The sequence below is a fragment of the Tsukamurella conjunctivitidis genome, from assembly GCF_007858475.1.
Lineage (GTDB): Bacteria > Actinomycetota > Actinomycetes > Mycobacteriales > Mycobacteriaceae > Tsukamurella > Tsukamurella conjunctivitidis.
This window is the reverse complement of record NZ_VIGX01000002.1, coordinates 294051-308256: the sequence shown is the minus strand read 5'-3', so window position 1 is coordinate 308256 and position 14206 is coordinate 294051. Positions and strand designations below refer to the sequence as shown.

The window sequence follows — 14206 nt, the reverse complement described above, 5'->3', positions numbered from 1 at the left end:
GCTCAGCCGAGCGCGACGTTCCCGGTGATGGTGGTGCCGGTCGCGCCACCGATCCAGATCTCGCCGTCCGCGGACTCGACGTGCACACGACCGCGGCGGCCGAGCACCGTTCCCTGGGAGGCGACGTAGCGCGCAGGCAGGACACCGGCACCGATGAGCCACTGCGCGAGCCCCGCATTGAGCGATCCAGTGACCGGATCCTCCGGCACCGCGAGGTCCGGGCAGAACGCCCGCACCTCGACGTCGGCCTCGCCGCCGGGCGGATACGGCCCGACGGCGCCGATGTTCAGCTCGCCCATCCCGGCGAAATCCGGTGTCAGCGCCAGCACCGCGTCCGCGTCCCGCAACCGCGCCGCAACCCAGCCGGGGCCGTTGTCCACCCATTCGGCGGCGAGGATCTCCGTGGCCGGGATCCGCAGGCCGGCCGCGATCCGGCTCACGGTGTCCGCGTCCGCCGGGCCGCTGCGGCGCAGCGGTGGCGCCGCGAAGGCGAGCTCGTCACCGCGGCGCAGCCGGACCAGGCCGGCCGCGCACTCCTGCACCACGACACCGTCCGACGCCGGGACGCCGCCGTCCTCGAGCCAGGCGTACGCGCTGCCGAGCGTCGGATGCCCCGCGAACGGCAGTTCTCCTCCGGGGGTGAAGATCCGCAACCGGTAGTCCGCGGCGGGATCGGTCGGGCGCAGGAGGAAGGTGGTCTCGCTGAGGTTGGTCCAGCGCGCGAACGCCGCCATCCGGTCGTCGGAGAGGTCGTCGGCATCGTGCACCACCGCCACCGGGTTGCCCCGCAGCGGCTCGGAGGAGAAGACGTCGACCTGACGGAAGCGATGCATGGTCCTAGTACAACTCACGCCCGTAACCGGCGCCGTAGTACCGATCCAGTTCCTCCAGCGAGTCCTCGGGGCGCTCCAGGGTTTTGGCGATGACGGCGCGCCTCGGCACGCCGCGGTCGTCGTCGGGGCTCACCCATGTCGACGGATCCCAGGACTCCGAACGCAGGAAGGCCTTGCTGCAATGGAAGAAGACCTCCTCGATCGCGACCTCCACGATGAGCTGCGGCAGCCGGTCCCCCACCGCCATCCGCGGCGCGTAGGGCGCATCCGCCAGGACCGTCGCGGTCCCGTTGACGCGCAACGTGTCGCCGCGCCCCGGGATGACGAACTCGATCGCGATGTGCGGGTCCTCGAGCAGGTTCCGCAGCCCGTCGACGCGACGGTTGCCGGGCCGGTCGGGCAGCGCGACGGTGCGGTCGTCCAGGACGAGGACGGCGCCCGCGGGGTCGCCCTTCGGGGAGACGTCGAGGCCGCCGGGCCCCGCCGTCGCGACGAAGTAGAGCCGCGCCGCGGCGAGGAAGAGCCGATGCACCTCGTGCAGCTCGGGCAGGGCCTTGTCGCGGATCCGCGGGATCGGCTCCGGCACCACCGCTCGCAGTTCGGCCTCGGTGGTCACCGGTCTGCGCACGTGCTCCATGTCATCGAGCGTAGAGACCTGCACCGTGGCGCCGCGACCCGGTTTCCGCCCTACAGGGGGCGCAGGATGCGGTCGAGGAACTCGCGCGTGCGCTCGTGCTGCGGTGCGCCGATCACGTCGGCGGGGCGACCGGCCTCGAGCACGGTGCCCCGGTCGACGAAGAGCACCTGGTCGGCGACCTCGCGGGCGAAGGCCATCTCGTGGGTCACGACCACCATCGTGCGCCCCTCGGTGGCCAGGTCGCGCATCACGGTCAGCACGTCACCGACCAACTCGGGATCGAGCGCCGAGGTCGGCTCGTCGAACAGCACGACGCGCGGCCGCAGCGCCAGCGCCCGCGCGATCCCCACGCGCTGCTGCTGGCCGCCGGAGAGCTGGTGCGGGTACTTGTCGGCGTGGTCCTTCAGTCCGACGCGCGCGAGCAGATCGAGCGCCTCGGCCTCCACCTCGGCCGGTGGGCGCTTCTGCACGACGGTCGGCCCCTCGGTCACGTTCCGCAGCGCCGTGAAGTGCGGGAAGAGGTTGTGCGACTGGAAGACCATCGCGCTCTGCGCGCGATAGCGCTTGAGCTCCGCCTTGCCGGGCGCCCCGGCCCCGAAGTCCACGGTCGCCTCCCCGACGGTGACGACGCCACCGTCGGGCAGTTCGAGTGCGTTGAGCGCGCGGAGCACCGTCGTCTTGCCCGAGCCGGACGGCCCGATGATGACCGTGACCGTGCCTTCCGGAACGGCGAAGTCGATGCCACGCAGGACGTCCACCTCGCCGAAGGACTTGGTGAGTCCGCGCACCGAGATCAGGTCGCTCATCGCGCCACGTACCTTTCGAATCGGTTCTCGAAGTGGGACTGCAGCACGCTCAGTATCTGGCAGACCACCCAGTAGTAGCAGGCGGCGACCACGTACATGACGAGGAAGTCGAACGTGGGCGCCGCCGCGATCTGCGCCTGCCGGAACACCTCGGTCACGAGGATGGTGGACGCCAGGGAGGTGTCCTTGACGAGCGAGAGCAGCGTGTTCGCCAGCGGCGGGGTGGCGGTGCGGGCGGCCTGGGGCAGGATGATCCGGCGCAGCGAGGTGCCGTAGTCCATGCCGATCGTGGTGGCGGCCTCCCACTGCCCCCTCGGGACCGCGCCGATCGCGGCGCGGATGATCTCCGCGGCGTAGCCGCCCACGTTGAGCGAGAAGGCGATCACCGCCGCGAAGAAGGGATCGAAGACGAGGCCGAGGGCGGGCAGGCCGTAGAAGATGATGACCAGCTGCACCAGCAGCGGCGTGCCGCGGATGACCGAGATGTAGACGGTCGCCAGCGCCCGGGGCAGCCGCCGCGCGGACATCCGGGCGAGCGCGACGGCGAGCGCGATCACCAGTCCGATCGCGAAGCTGATCGCGGTGAGCGGAAGGGTCTTCGTGACCATCGCCTCGAGCAGCGGGACCAGGCTGCGCCGCACCAGGTCCCAGGTGCTGGACTGCTTCGGCGCGGCACTGCCGGTGCCGAAGTACTTCTGCGCGATCCGCTCGGCGGTGCCGTCGGCCCGGATGTCGGCGAGGCCTCGGTTGATCGCCGGCATGAGCCCGGATCCCTTGCGGGCCGCGAACACCGACTCGGACTTGTCGGGAGTCTCGGCGGCGATCTTCACCGGTGCCGCGTGGTTGACCGCGAGGTAGTTGCGGATCACGCCCGTGTCGTTGACCACCACGTCGACCCGGCCCTGCGCGAGGAGCGTGGCCGCCTCGGTGAACCCGGCGACCGGCTCGATCCGCGCGCCCGCCTTCTCCGCGACGCCGGACCAACTGCTCGTGGAACTCTGGGCGGCGAGCTTGCCACGGATGTCGTCGAGGGACTTCACCGAATCGTCGCCCTTGCGGACCAGGATCGATCCGCTCGCCGTGCTGTACGGGTCGGACAGGTCGTACTTCGCCGCGCGAGCGGGGTTCGCGGCCACCTGGTTCGCCACCAGGTCCAGACGATTCGCCTCCAGCGCCGAGAACATCGAGTCCCACGGCGTCTCCACGAATTCCACACGCATGCCGGCCTTCTCGGCGATCGCGGTGATCATCTCGACGTCGTAGCCGGTGAGCTTCCCGGCGTCGTCGTGGTAGCTGTACACCTGGTAGACGCCTTCGGTGCCCACGCGCAGCACTCCCCCCGCCGGCGGTACCGGGTCGGCCTGTACGGGCATCGGCGCCGCGACGAGGAGGATCGCGAGCAGTGCGAGAAGGAGGCGCCGCGCCGCCGTCACCGGGCCGCCTCCGCGGTCCGATCGACGTCGAGACCGGCGCGGGCGTCATCGTGAGGGGTGGCCGCATCCATGCGTCGTTCTTAGCATCGCAGCGGCCCCGGCGCGGGCCGACCGTCCCGCTCGAATCTTTCTCAACCAAGGGGTTGAACAACGGCGCACGAGAGCGTACCGTCGTATTCAACAGATTGGTTGAACACGAAGGAGGTGGACCACGAACGACGACATCGACGACCTGTCCAAGGCGTTCGCGGCGCTGGCGGACCCCACGCGCCGCGACATCGTCGCCCGCCTCGCCGACGGCGACGCCACGCTGACGGAGATCGCGGAGCGCTACGACGTGAGCATCCAGGCCGTCTCGAAGCACCTGACCGTGCTCGAGAACGCCGGCCTGATCAGCAGGACCCGCCGCGCCCAGGCGCGGCCCGCCCACCTGGAAGCCGAGGTCTTCGACCTCATGAACGGGTGGATCGAGCGGTACCGGCGCCGCGCCGAGCAGCGCTACCAGCGCCTCGACGCGGTCCTGGCCGACATGAACGCAGACGAGAACCCGAACACCACCCGCACCGAAGGAGCAGCATCATGACCATCGTCAACGCCGAGGCCGGCATCGAGGCCTCCAGCACCCTCCCCACCGTCACCATCACGCGCGAATTCCGGGCGACACCGGCCCAGTTGTTCCGCGCCCACACCGATCCCGAGATCTACACCCGGTGGGTGGGACCGTCGGACATCGACACCGAGATCGTGCACTGGGACGCCCGCACCGGCGGCAGCTGGGCGTACGTCAGCACGCGCGGCGACGAGCGCTACGCCTTCCACGGCAGCTTCCACGACGTCCGCGAGGACCGCATCGTGCAGACCTTCACGTACGACGACATGCCCGACGGTGTCTCACTGGAGACCATGACCTTCGAGGACCTGGGCGACGGCCGCACTCTGCTGCGTGCCGTCTCGCTCCTGGACAGCTTCGAGAGCCGCGACGGGATGCTCGCCAGCGGTATGGAGACCGGCATCGTCGACGGTTACGCCAAGCTCGACGAACTCCTCGCGTCCGGCGAGGTGTAGTGGTTACCGTCGGGTATGACGGACGCCGCACCGATTCGCACGCACGTCGCCGACGGCCTGGGGGTGCTCACCCTCGGCGCCGCCGGTCGGCGCAATCCCCTCTCGCTCGCCACCATGCGGGCGGCCACCGCCGCGCTCGAGAGCTTCGACGTCGACCCCGCGGTGCGGGTCGTCGTGATCCGCGCCGAGGGGCCGGCGTTCTCAGCGGGGCACGACCTGCGCGAGATGGTGGGCCGCACCCTCGACGAGGAGCGCGAGATCTTCGCCGCCTGCACCGATCTCATGGCCGCGGTGCATCGCACCCGTCAGCCGGTGATCGCGCAGGTGCAGGGCATGGCGCTGGCGGCGGGCTGCCAGCTCGTCGCGACCTGCGACCTGGCGATCGCCGCGTCCGAGGCACGGTTCTCGACGCCGGGCGTGAAGATCGGGCTCTTCTGCTCGACGCCGATGATCCCGCTCACGCGTGCCGTCGGCCGCAAACGCGCGATGCAGATGCTGCTCACCGGCGAGATGATCAACGCCGAGACCGCGGTCGAGTGGGGCCTGATCAACGCCGCCGTCCCCGCGGACATGCTCGAGACCACGGTCGCCGACCTCGCGCACCGCATCGCCGAATCGAGCGGCGCGACGCTGGCGATCGGCAAACGCGCCTTCTACGACCAGATCGACCGCACCGAACCCGACGCCTACACGGCGATGGCCGAGGTGATGGCGACCAACGCGATGATCCCGGACGCGCAGGAGGGGATGTCGGCCTTCCTGGACAAACGGGACCCCGTCTGGACGCGATGACCCGGTAACTTGGCAGCATGAAGCTGCCTCGGCTGCGCGCCGACTACGGGTCGATCCTGCTGGGGTCCGCCGACGACAGCTCGCGGCTCACCCGGGTGCGGGTCCAGCTGGTGATCACGATCGGCGTGATCGTCGCGAACCTGATCGGCGTGGGCCTGGCCATCGCGCTCGCCACCGTCGGCATCCCCGAACCGTCGATCCCGTGGGACGCCTGGTGGATGAACTACCTGGTGGTCCCGCTCTACATCGGGATCGCCTTCGTCCTCGGCGCGACGATCGGCACCGTCCGGCTGGTCCGCTCGCTGCGCTGGTCGATCCGGCGGGAGGAGCCGACCGCCGGGCAGGCGAAGGCCGCCATCGTGGGGCCCTGGCGCCTGACCGCCCTGCAGGCGCTGCTCTGGGGCATCGGCACCGTCGTGATGACCGTGGGCTACGGCACCATCGACCCCGATCTCATCCCGAAGATCGCGCTGGTCACGGGCCTGTCCGGGGTGGTCGTCTGCGCGATCTCCTATCAGATCACGGAGTTCGCACTGCGGCCCGCGGCGGCCCAGGCCCTCGAGGCCGGATACCGCGCGCCGCGCAAGGGGCGGCTGCGGATGCGGGCCGCCACGGCGTGGGCGATCGGCTCCGGCGTACCGATCCTGGGCATCTTCCTGGTCGTGCTCTTCGGCACCTTCCGCGACGACACCACCAAGCTCGACATCTTCGTCGCCGTCGCCGCGCTGGCGGCGATCGCCCTCCTGACCGGGCCCCTCATCTCGCTGCTCAACATCGACGCCCTGGCCGCTCCGCTGCGCGTCCTGGGCGCCGCGATCCGCCGGGTCCGCGACGGCGAGACCGACGTGGCCGTGCGGATCTTCGACGGCTCGGACATGGGCGAGCTGCAGGCCGGCTTCAACGAGATGACCGCCGGGCTCGCCGAGCGGGAGCGGCTGCGGGACCTGTTCGGCCGGCACGTGGGCCGCGACGTCGCCGAGTCGGCGCTGGGCCTCGGCGTGCAGCTGGGCGGCTCCGAGCAGGTCGTGGGCGTCCTGTTCGTCGACGTCGTGGGCTCCACGGCGCTGGCGCGGCAGCGGCCGGCCACCGAGGTCGTCGAGCTGCTCAACCGGTTCTTCGAGGTGATCGTGACCGCCGTCGAGGAGAACGACGGCCTGGTCAACAAGTTCGAGGGCGACGCGGTGCTCGCCGTCTTCGGCGCGCCGCTCCCCCACCCGGACCCGGCCGGCGGGGCGCTGCGCGCGTCCCGGCTGATCGCGGACCGGCTGCCCGCCGCCGTCCCGGACCTGCGCGCCGGGATCGGCGTCTCCTACGGCGTGGTGGTCGCGGGGAACGTCGGCGCCATCGAGCGCTACGAGTTCACGGTGATCGGCGATCCCGTCAACGAGTCCGCGCGGCTGTCCGAGGTCGCCAAGCGCGACACCTCGCTCCCGGTCGCCTCCGAGCCCGCGATCATGGGCGCCCGGGAGGCGGAATCGCAGCACTGGCGGTTCACCGACGAGCTGGAGCTGCGCGGACGTGACGAGCTGACGCGCCTCTACGCGCCCGCGGTGGCGTCCAGGACGAGCACGTCGTCGACGAAGGTCGTACCGCCGACGGTGAACTCGCGCACCCCCGCCGTCACGAAGCCCGACTTGGCGTAGAAGCGCTTGGCGCGGGCGTTGTCGGCGTTGACGCCCAGCCACACCGGCAGCCCCGCGGCGCCGGCGCGCACCGCGTCGAGGAGGGCGCGGGCCACCCCGCCGCCGTGGTGATCCGGGTCGACGTAGAGCTTGGACAGGTAGGCCGACGGTGCGCCGCGCAACGCGGCGGGCCCTTCGTCGTGCACGCCGTGCAGCACCAGGGCGTAGCCGACGGGGCCGTCCGCACCGTCGACGACGAGGACGTGGTGCGCGGGATCGGCGAGGTGCCTGTCGAACTCGGCCTCGGACAGGTGCGCCGCGACGAAGTCGGCGATGTGCTCGGGGGCCAGGGTCGGCGGGCAGGCCAAAGGGAAGGTGCGGGCCGCGAGCGCGGCGACGGCGGCGGCGTCCCCGGAGCCGGCACGCCGTACCGCGGGTTCGGTCGAGATCGTCATTCGCGCCCCAGGAGTCGGTCGGTCTCGCGCCGCTCGCGCTTGGTGGGCCGGCCCGCGCCGCGGTCGCGCTGCGGCATGGACAGCACGATCTCCCGCGGCGGGGGCGGCGGGCTGTTGTCGATGTAGCACGTGGCGGCGACGGGCGCGCCGACGCGCTTGGGGATCAGGGTGGCGACCTCGACGATCCGCTCCCGGCCGCCCAGCCGCAGCCGCACCTCGTCGCCCACCACGATGTGCTGTGCGGGCTTGGCGGTGGCACCGTTGACCCGGACGTGCCCGCCGCGGCACGCGGTGGCGGCGGCCGACCGGGTCTTGGTCAGCCGCACGGCCCACAGCCAGGCGTCGACGCGCACCGCTAGCGTGCGCGCAGCAGCCGCGACAGCCCGACGGCGCCGAGCACGCCGAAGGCCACCAGCAGCAGCAGGCCGAGGCCCGCTCCGCCGAAGACCCAGCCGACCGCGACGATCACCACCGCGGGCGCGGCCATGGCGGCGACCATTCCCGGGTGCTGCTTCACAACGTCCAGCGCGGCCTTCTTGCGCGCGGGATCGAGCTCTTTTCCTGCCATGTCACCAATGTACGCATTCCCGGCAGGGCAAGATCGGGGCATGACGGTGCTGGCGCTCATGCGACACGGCGAGGCGGGCATGTCGATCCCCGACGAGGCCCGATCCATCAGCGTGAACGGCCGCGACCAGGCCCGACGGTCCGCGGCCTGGCTCGCCGCGCAGGGCCTGACGCCCGCGCACGCGCTGGTCTCCGCCGCCCGCCGCACCGTCGAGACCTTCCACGCGATGGAGCTGCACTGCCCCATGACCGCGACCGAGGAGCTCTACGAGTGCCCGGGCCGACGGGTGCTGGACGAGATCAACGGCGTCCCCGGCGACGTCGGCGTGCTGCTGGTGGTGGCGCACTTCCCCGGGCTGCCGGAGGCGGCGGCGCAGCTCGACCCGGGCGCCGAGCTGCCCGGCTTCGCGCCGGGCACCGTCGTGCTGCTGGACCTCGACGACGGCCCGGCGGCGCCCGGTTCGGGGCGGATGCTGTCCTGGTTTACCCCGTAGGGTGTCCTTTCATGGACACCCTGATCCTGCTGCGGCACGGAAAGTCCGCGTACCCCGACAAGGTGAAGGATCACGATCGGCCGCTCGCGCCGCGCGGCGTCCGGCAGGCCGGCCTCGCGGGTAAGGCGATCCGCCGGTTCGGGCACGACGTGGACCTGGTGCTGTGCTCGACGGCGACGCGCGCCCGCGCGACGCTGGAGCAGGCGGCCGTCGACGCCCCGGTCCGACACCTGCCCGCGCTGTACGGCGCCAGCGGCGAGGAGATCCTCGAGCTGGTGGAGCGGGAACGCGGCGACGCGGCGACGGTGCTCGTCGTCGGGCACGACCCGGGGCTCGCCGAGGCGGCCCAGATCCTCGACCCGACCTTCACCTTCGCCAAGTTCCCCACCTCGGCGTTCACCGTGGTCCGGGAAGGGCACGCGGAGTTGCACATCCCTCGCTAACGTGGGTGCCGTGACCCATCGCGCACGGTTCGAGAACTCCGCCGGATCCCTCTTCACCGACGGGCTGCGGGGCGTGCTCGCGGCCCACCCCGACGCCGCCTGGCACGACGCGGGCTTCGTCGCCCGCCGCACCCCCCGCGGCTCCGGCGTCGCCGTGATCTCCGGCGGCGGCTCCGGCCACGAGCCCATGCACGTCGGGCTCATCGGCGCCGGCCTGCTCGACGCGGCGTGCCCCGGCCTGATCTTCACCTCCCCGAACGCCGTGCAGGTCGCGGCCGCGACCCGCTCCGTGGACACCGGCGCCGGCGTCGTCCACGTGGTGAAGAACTACACCGGCGACGTGATGAACTTCGCCGTGGCGCGCCGCCTCGTCGCCGCGCCGGACGGGGACGCGCCCGCCGTCGCCACCGAGGTCGTCCTAGTCGACGACGACGTCGCCACCGAGGACACCTCCGGCCCGGGCCGGCGCGGGACCGCCGCCACGATCGTCGTGGAGAAGATCTGCGGCGCGGCCGCCGACCGCGGGCACCCGCTCGCGGAGGTCGCCGCGGTGGGGCGCCGCACCGCGGCCCGCGCCCGTTCCATGGCCGTCTCCGTCTCCGCGTGCAACGTTCCCGGCGCCGATGGCCCGTCGTTCGATCTGCCCGCGGGGCAGATGGCCTTCGGCGTCGGCATCCACGGCGAGCGCGCCCGCGACGAGCGGCCCGTCACCGCCGCCGAGGAGATCGTCACCGACCTCCTCGCGCGGATCCTGCCCGGCACCGGCCTCGGCTCCGGCGACCGCGCCCTGGTGGTGGTCAACAACCTCGGCGCCGTCACCGACCTCGAGACCGGGGTGCTCTTCGCCGAGACCGTCAAGCAGCTGGCCGAGCGCGGCATCGAGGTCACGCGCTCCCTCGTCGGCCGGTTCGTGACGGCCCTCGACATGGCCGGCGCGTCGATCACCGTCGTCCCCCTGGACGACGAGCTGATCGCACTGTGGGACGCCCCGACCTCCGCGCCGGCCTGGCCGCACGCGGCCACGGCACCGTCGAACCTCGACCCGCTCGCGCAGGCCCTCCCCGACGATGCCGCGGACACCGGCGAGCCGAACGTCTGGCTCTCCGACTTCGTGGGGCGCGTGCAGCGGTCCGTCGACGAACTCACCGAGCTCGACCGCAGGGCCGGCGACGGCGACTTCGGCACCAACATGGCCGCCGCGCTCGGCCACTTCCCGCTGCCCCTGCGCGGCACCGACGGCGCGGTCCTCGAGGCCCTGGCGACGTCGTACCTGGTCCGCGCGGGCGGCACCTCCGGCGCCGTCTTCGGGACCTTCTTCACCGAACTCGGACGGGCCCTGCAGGCCGACGGTGCCGGCTTCGCCGCCGGCGTGCGCGCCGGGCTCGACGCGGTGGTCGAGCTGGGCGGCGCGCGGGTCGGCGACAAGACCGTCGTCGACGCGCTCTCCCCCGCCGCCGACGTGCTCGACGGCGGCGGCTCGCTCGCGGACGCCGCCGCGGCGGCCGCGCAGGGTGTCGCGGCGACCGCTGACAGCGCGGCCTCGCGCGGCCGGGCCAGCTACCTGGGCGACGCGGTGAAGGGCGTGCCGGATCCCGGTGCGCTCGTGATGTCGTGGCTGTTCGAGGCCGCGGCGGCCGGCCGGTAGCTCCCCGCTCCGGATCATTCGGCGCGGATCGTGTCGGCGATCAGCGACGCCGCGGCGAGGATGCTCGCGTGCGGGCCGCTCCGCAGGAGCGCCGGGAGCACCGAGCCGTCGACGACCCGCACGCCGTCGAGCCCGTCGACCCGCCCGCCGGCATCGGTGCGCTCCCCGAGGGGGAGCGTGCCCCACGTGTGCGAGGACATGCCGATCACGGGGTCGACCGCGATCGACCCGGGTTCCACGAGATCGGCGAACGCGGGAGAACGCAGCATGGCCACGACGTCGTCGACGCCGCGCGCCAGCCGTGCTCTGGACTCCTCGTCGGGCTCGCCGAGGTCGAGGGCTCCGTTCGCCGTGAGGACGCCCCGCGCCGGGCGGCTCATGTCGGCGACCCCGATCGGCACCCCGCGTCGCTCCACACCCGGGATGTAGAACGCGAAGTCGTCCGAATAGCAGCGGAATTCGAGCCCGTCGTCGGTGTGCAGCACGGCCTGCAGGAGCGGGACCGGCGGCAACGGGGTGCGCGGCGCGAAGCGGACGACGCGTTCCGGGTGCTCCAGCGTGGTCAGTGGTCCCGTCCACGGCGCGAGCAGCGCGCCCGATCCCAGCGTGCCCGCCGCGAGGATGATCTCGGGGGCGTCGATCCGTCCCACCGTCGTGTGCACGCCCACGATCGCGCCCCGGGCTTCGATCAGTGCGGTCGCGGTGGCGCGGAGGAGGCCGGTGCCGTCGGCGCGGGGCGGGAAGACGTCGGCCACGGTCCAGCGCGCGCCGGCCTGCCGGTTGGCACGGACGCGATGGAGTCCCGTACCCGCCCACGGCGCGGTGCGCGCCGAGTCGATCCCGCGTGTACGCCAATGGGACTCGAACCCGGCCGCCACCGATCCCAGTTCGGCGTCCCGGTACGCCGAGACGCGCATGGTGCCGCCGCCGGCGGCTCCGCCGTCCAGGCGGTCGAACGTCGCGGCGATCCGCTCCTGCGGCCACGGCCAGTCGGCGTAGTCGTCGCTGTGCCCGCGGAGGAAGTAGCCCCCGTTGACGGCGGCCGAGCCACCCAGTCCCCTGCCCCGCACAACCACTCGGCCGCGGGCCTCGGCGTACCGGCGGGCGCGGTCGCCGCCGAGGGGCAGGGTGGTGAGGCGCCGCGTCGCGGCGGAGGGAGCGGCGAGGGGGCCGCCCTCCAGGAGCACGACGTCCCAGTCGTGGCTCAGGGCGTGCGCGACCGCGAGGCCGGCGCTGCCCGCGCCGACCACGACCGCGTCCGCGGTGCGCCGCGCGCCGCCCGCCATGTCAGCCGGTGACCCTGGGCCGCAGGGCCCCGAGGTCGCGACGCGCCAGGGCTCCCTGCCAGACGCCGAGGCCGTATGCGAGGTCGTCGAGGCGGTGCAGCACGGCCCACGTCACCGGGTCCGGGTGCGGTGCCAACGGTTCCCGGTGCACCGCCGCCACCCACGTCACGACGGGTTCCACCGCGGCCGCGATCACCACCCGGCACCGGACGCGGCGCGAGAGCAGCGCCGCCGCCGCGGTCGCCGGCCAGTAGTGCCGCAGCAGCGCCGCGAGGCCCTGGTGCACGCCGAACCAGGCTGCGCGGGCGACGATCCGGGCCGCGACCGCGTCGGCGCCGGGCACCTGGCCCAGGCGGCCGCGCAGCCGCGCGAACATCCAAGCGTAGGTCGCCACCGCGCCGGCGGCCCCGACGCGCGTCCCGGAGAGGACGCCCGCGGCGGCGAGCGCCGAGGGGATCGAGGTGACCACGGGCGCGGCGTGCGGGCCGTGCCGATGGGCCAGTTCGCTCGCACCGGTGCCGTAGAAGCGGCGGCGGTTCAACAGCGCCCGCGCGGTGGTCCGGTGGTCGTGCCCCACGCGGGCGGCGGGCTCGTAGCGCACCGTCCATCCGGCGTCGGCGAGACGCCAGCACAGGTCGACGTCCTCGGCGACCCGCAGATCGGGATCGAAGCCGCCGATGGCCTCGAAGGCGCCACGCCGCACCAGCATCGCCGCCGACGGCACGTAGGCCACGGGGTTCCCCGGTCGCGCGGCGCCGGGCCGCGGGCCCAGGTCGAGGCTCGAATGCAGGCCCGCGTACCGCGCGACGGGCCGCGTCCACGGCGCGTCCTCGAGGCCGACGATGCGGGGCGCGGCGACCGCCACCGTCGGGTCGGCGAACCGCGCGCGGAGCACGTCGGCCCAGCCAGGCCGGGGCACGGTGTCCGCATCGAGGAAGGCGACGAGGCCGGTGTCCGCGAGCGCGGCTCCGCGGTTGCGGGCGTGGGCCGGTCCGCGGTTCTCCGGCAGGCGCAGCAGCCGCACCGCGGGGTCGTCGGGCACGCGGATCGGGACCGCGGAGCCGTCGTCGACGACCACGACCGGCAGGCCGCGCACCGCCCGCAGCAGGCGGTCGACCCCGGCCTGGTCGTCGCGGACGGGTACCACGACGGTGATGTCGCCGGTTCCGTTCTGCGCCGCGGGGACCGGCGCCGCGACGCCGGAATCCAGCAGCCGCCGGGCGAGCCGCGCGGTCGCGGCGTCGTCGACGGTGACGGTGCCGGCGCGGTCGATGAGATCCACGGCGGCCGGCGACAGGGTGAGCAGTCGCATCGGGGAGCCGCCGAGCAGGTGTCGCGGGCCGGGCCGCAGGCACGCCGGGTCGAGCCGGACGGTGAATCCCCTCGGCAGGACGGCGGATTCGGGCGCGGTCATCGCAGCCGCCCGTCGTCGTCGACGGCCCACCGGCCGAGCGCGCCCACGAGGCGGTCGACGGCACCGTCGAGCAGCGCCGCGCCGCGCTCCGCGGTGGCCGTGGTCGGATCGCCGAGGACGCCGGTCGGCGCGACCGCGGCCACGCCCTCGGCGCGAAGCCGGTCGAGGAGCGCGCCGATCGGTGCCGTCTCCCCCGGCGCGAGCCGGTCCTCGCGCACCGCCTCCGGGTCCTCGGCGAGCAGCACGGACGTCTCGGTCTCCCCCGCATGGGCGTCGCCGCCCGGGAAGACGCACGGGAACCACGCGGCGTCGCGGCCCTCGGAGCGGAGCAGTGCCACCGCGGCGCGCAGGGCGTCGAGGTTGCCGCCGTGCCCGTTGACGAGCGCGATCCGCGCCGCCCACCGGGATGCGCTGCGCCCCACCTCCACCAGCACCCGTTCCAGCGCGGCCGTGCCGATCGAGATCGTCCCCGGGAAGGCCTCGTGCTCGCCGGAGGCGCCGTAGGGCAGCGCCGGGGCGAGGACGACGGCACCGTCGGCGCCGGGCGCGGTGGCGCACCGCTCGACGGCTCGGCGTGCGATCACGGCGGCGACGCGGGTGTCGGTGTCCAGGGGAAGGTGCGGGCCGTGCTGTTCGACAGAGCCGACGGGCACGACCAGCACCGGCCCGGCCGGAGGCACCTCCGGCCAGGTCAGCGCGGCGAGCTCGGTCATC

The 14206-nt window shown here is 73.5% G+C and carries 17 protein-coding genes; 7 read left to right on the top strand and 10 right to left on the bottom strand.

The genetic code is table 11. The features are described 5' to 3' along the window. Positions 1 to 2 precede the first annotated feature (2 nt). The 4 genes from FK530_RS05425 to FK530_RS05410 are packed head-to-tail and all read right to left on the bottom strand — an operon-like array spanning position 3 to position 3709. Complete coding sequence (locus tag FK530_RS05425; protein WP_146485946.1) at positions 3 to 833, bottom strand: PhzF family phenazine biosynthesis protein; 831 nt, start codon at positions 831 to 833, stop codon at positions 3 to 5. A gap of 4 nt (positions 834 to 837) precedes the next feature. After that, positions 838 to 1470, bottom strand: a complete 633-nt coding sequence (locus FK530_RS05420; protein ID WP_146485944.1) for an MSMEG_1061 family FMN-dependent PPOX-type flavoprotein — start codon at positions 1468 to 1470, stop codon at positions 838 to 840. A gap of 50 nt (positions 1471 to 1520) precedes the next feature. Beyond that, the gene (locus FK530_RS05415) at positions 1521 to 2276 is read right to left on the bottom strand and encodes an amino acid ABC transporter ATP-binding protein (RefSeq protein WP_146485942.1); all 756 of its coding nucleotides are present in this window, start codon (positions 2274 to 2276) and stop codon (positions 1521 to 1523) included. Further along, positions 2273 to 3709 carry an ABC transporter substrate-binding protein/permease gene (locus FK530_RS05410; RefSeq protein ID WP_231706505.1) on the bottom strand — a complete coding sequence of 479 codons (1437 nt, stop codon included), beginning with the start codon at positions 3707 to 3709 and terminating at the stop codon, positions 2273 to 2275. The genes FK530_RS05415 and FK530_RS05410 overlap by 4 nt, the downstream gene beginning before the upstream one ends. 223 nt (positions 3710 to 3932) lie before the next feature. On the opposite strand from FK530_RS05410, the gene FK530_RS05405 reads away from it, so the two are divergent. From FK530_RS05405 to FK530_RS05390, 4 genes are read left to right on the top strand one after another with little or no spacing between them, the layout of a single operon-like run. Continuing rightward, the gene (locus FK530_RS05405; protein WP_146485941.1) at positions 3933 to 4292 is read left to right on the top strand and encodes an ArsR/SmtB family transcription factor; all 360 of its coding nucleotides are present in this window, start codon (positions 3933 to 3935) and stop codon (positions 4290 to 4292) included. Continuing rightward, positions 4289 to 4774, top strand: coding sequence for an SRPBCC family protein (locus FK530_RS05400; RefSeq protein ID WP_146485940.1), 486 nt, complete (start codon positions 4289 to 4291; stop codon positions 4772 to 4774). Before FK530_RS05405 ends, FK530_RS05400 begins: the two co-directional genes overlap by 4 nt. A gap of 15 nt (positions 4775 to 4789) precedes the next feature. Further along, a complete protein-coding gene (locus FK530_RS05395) occupies positions 4790 to 5566 on the top strand; it encodes an enoyl-CoA hydratase (protein WP_146485939.1) in 777 nt (258 codons plus the stop codon). Between the two features lie 17 nt (positions 5567 to 5583). After that, positions 5584 to 7209, top strand: coding sequence for an adenylate/guanylate cyclase domain-containing protein (locus FK530_RS05390; RefSeq protein ID WP_146485938.1), 1626 nt, complete (start codon positions 5584 to 5586; stop codon positions 7207 to 7209). Here FK530_RS05390 and FK530_RS05385 read toward each other — a convergent pair. Genes FK530_RS05385 through FK530_RS05375 form a run of 3 tightly spaced genes read right to left on the bottom strand, consistent with a single transcriptional unit; the run spans position 7104 to position 8211 of the window. Next, on the bottom strand, positions 7104 to 7643 hold the full coding sequence (locus FK530_RS05385; RefSeq protein WP_146485937.1) for a GNAT family N-acetyltransferase: 540 nt from the start codon (positions 7641 to 7643) through the stop codon (positions 7104 to 7106). The two genes, FK530_RS05390 and FK530_RS05385, sit on opposite strands and share 106 nt — an antisense overlap. Further along, positions 7640 to 7996 (bottom strand): RNA-binding S4 domain-containing protein, encoded by a 357-nt coding sequence (locus tag FK530_RS05380; protein ID WP_146485936.1) that lies wholly within the window; start codon positions 7994 to 7996, stop codon positions 7640 to 7642. Before FK530_RS05380 ends, FK530_RS05385 begins: the two co-directional genes overlap by 4 nt. A gap of 2 nt (positions 7997 to 7998) precedes the next feature. After that, positions 7999 to 8211: a hypothetical protein gene (locus FK530_RS05375; RefSeq protein ID WP_146485935.1), complete on the bottom strand. Its 213-nt coding sequence runs from the start codon at positions 8209 to 8211 to the stop codon at positions 7999 to 8001. 40 nt (positions 8212 to 8251) lie between these two features. Here FK530_RS05375 and FK530_RS05370 point away from each other — a divergent pair, with 40 nt between their 5' ends. From FK530_RS05370 to FK530_RS05360, 3 genes are read left to right on the top strand one after another with little or no spacing between them, the layout of a single operon-like run. Next, entirely contained in the window at positions 8252 to 8704 is a 453-nt protein-coding gene (locus FK530_RS05370) for a SixA phosphatase family protein (protein ID WP_158645029.1), read from the top strand. An 11-nt stretch (positions 8705 to 8715) separates the two neighbouring features. Then, the gene (locus tag FK530_RS05365; RefSeq protein WP_146485933.1) at positions 8716 to 9147 is read left to right on the top strand and encodes a SixA phosphatase family protein; all 432 of its coding nucleotides are present in this window, start codon (positions 8716 to 8718) and stop codon (positions 9145 to 9147) included. Positions 9148 to 9157: 10 nt separating this feature from the next. Next, a complete protein-coding gene (locus tag FK530_RS05360; protein WP_146485932.1) occupies positions 9158 to 10792 on the top strand; it encodes a dihydroxyacetone kinase family protein in 1635 nt (544 codons plus the stop codon). Positions 10793 to 10806: 14 nt separating this feature from the next. Here the strand turns inward: FK530_RS05360 and mftG are convergent, their stop codons facing one another. Genes mftG through mftE form a run of 3 tightly spaced genes read right to left on the bottom strand, consistent with a single transcriptional unit; the run spans position 10807 to position 14205 of the window. Beyond that, complete coding sequence (gene mftG, locus FK530_RS05355; RefSeq protein WP_146485931.1) at positions 10807 to 12078, bottom strand: mycofactocin system GMC family oxidoreductase MftG; 1272 nt, start codon at positions 12076 to 12078, stop codon at positions 10807 to 10809. Between the two features lies 1 nt (position 12079). Further along, on the bottom strand, positions 12080 to 13492 hold the full coding sequence (gene mftF / locus FK530_RS05350) for a mycofactocin biosynthesis glycosyltransferase MftF (protein WP_146485930.1): 1413 nt from the start codon (positions 13490 to 13492) through the stop codon (positions 12080 to 12082). After that, positions 13489 to 14205 (bottom strand): mycofactocin biosynthesis peptidyl-dipeptidase MftE, encoded by a 717-nt coding sequence (mftE, locus tag FK530_RS05345; RefSeq protein WP_146485929.1) that lies wholly within the window; start codon positions 14203 to 14205, stop codon positions 13489 to 13491. Before mftE ends, mftF begins: the two co-directional genes overlap by 4 nt. Position 14206 lies beyond the last annotated feature (1 nt).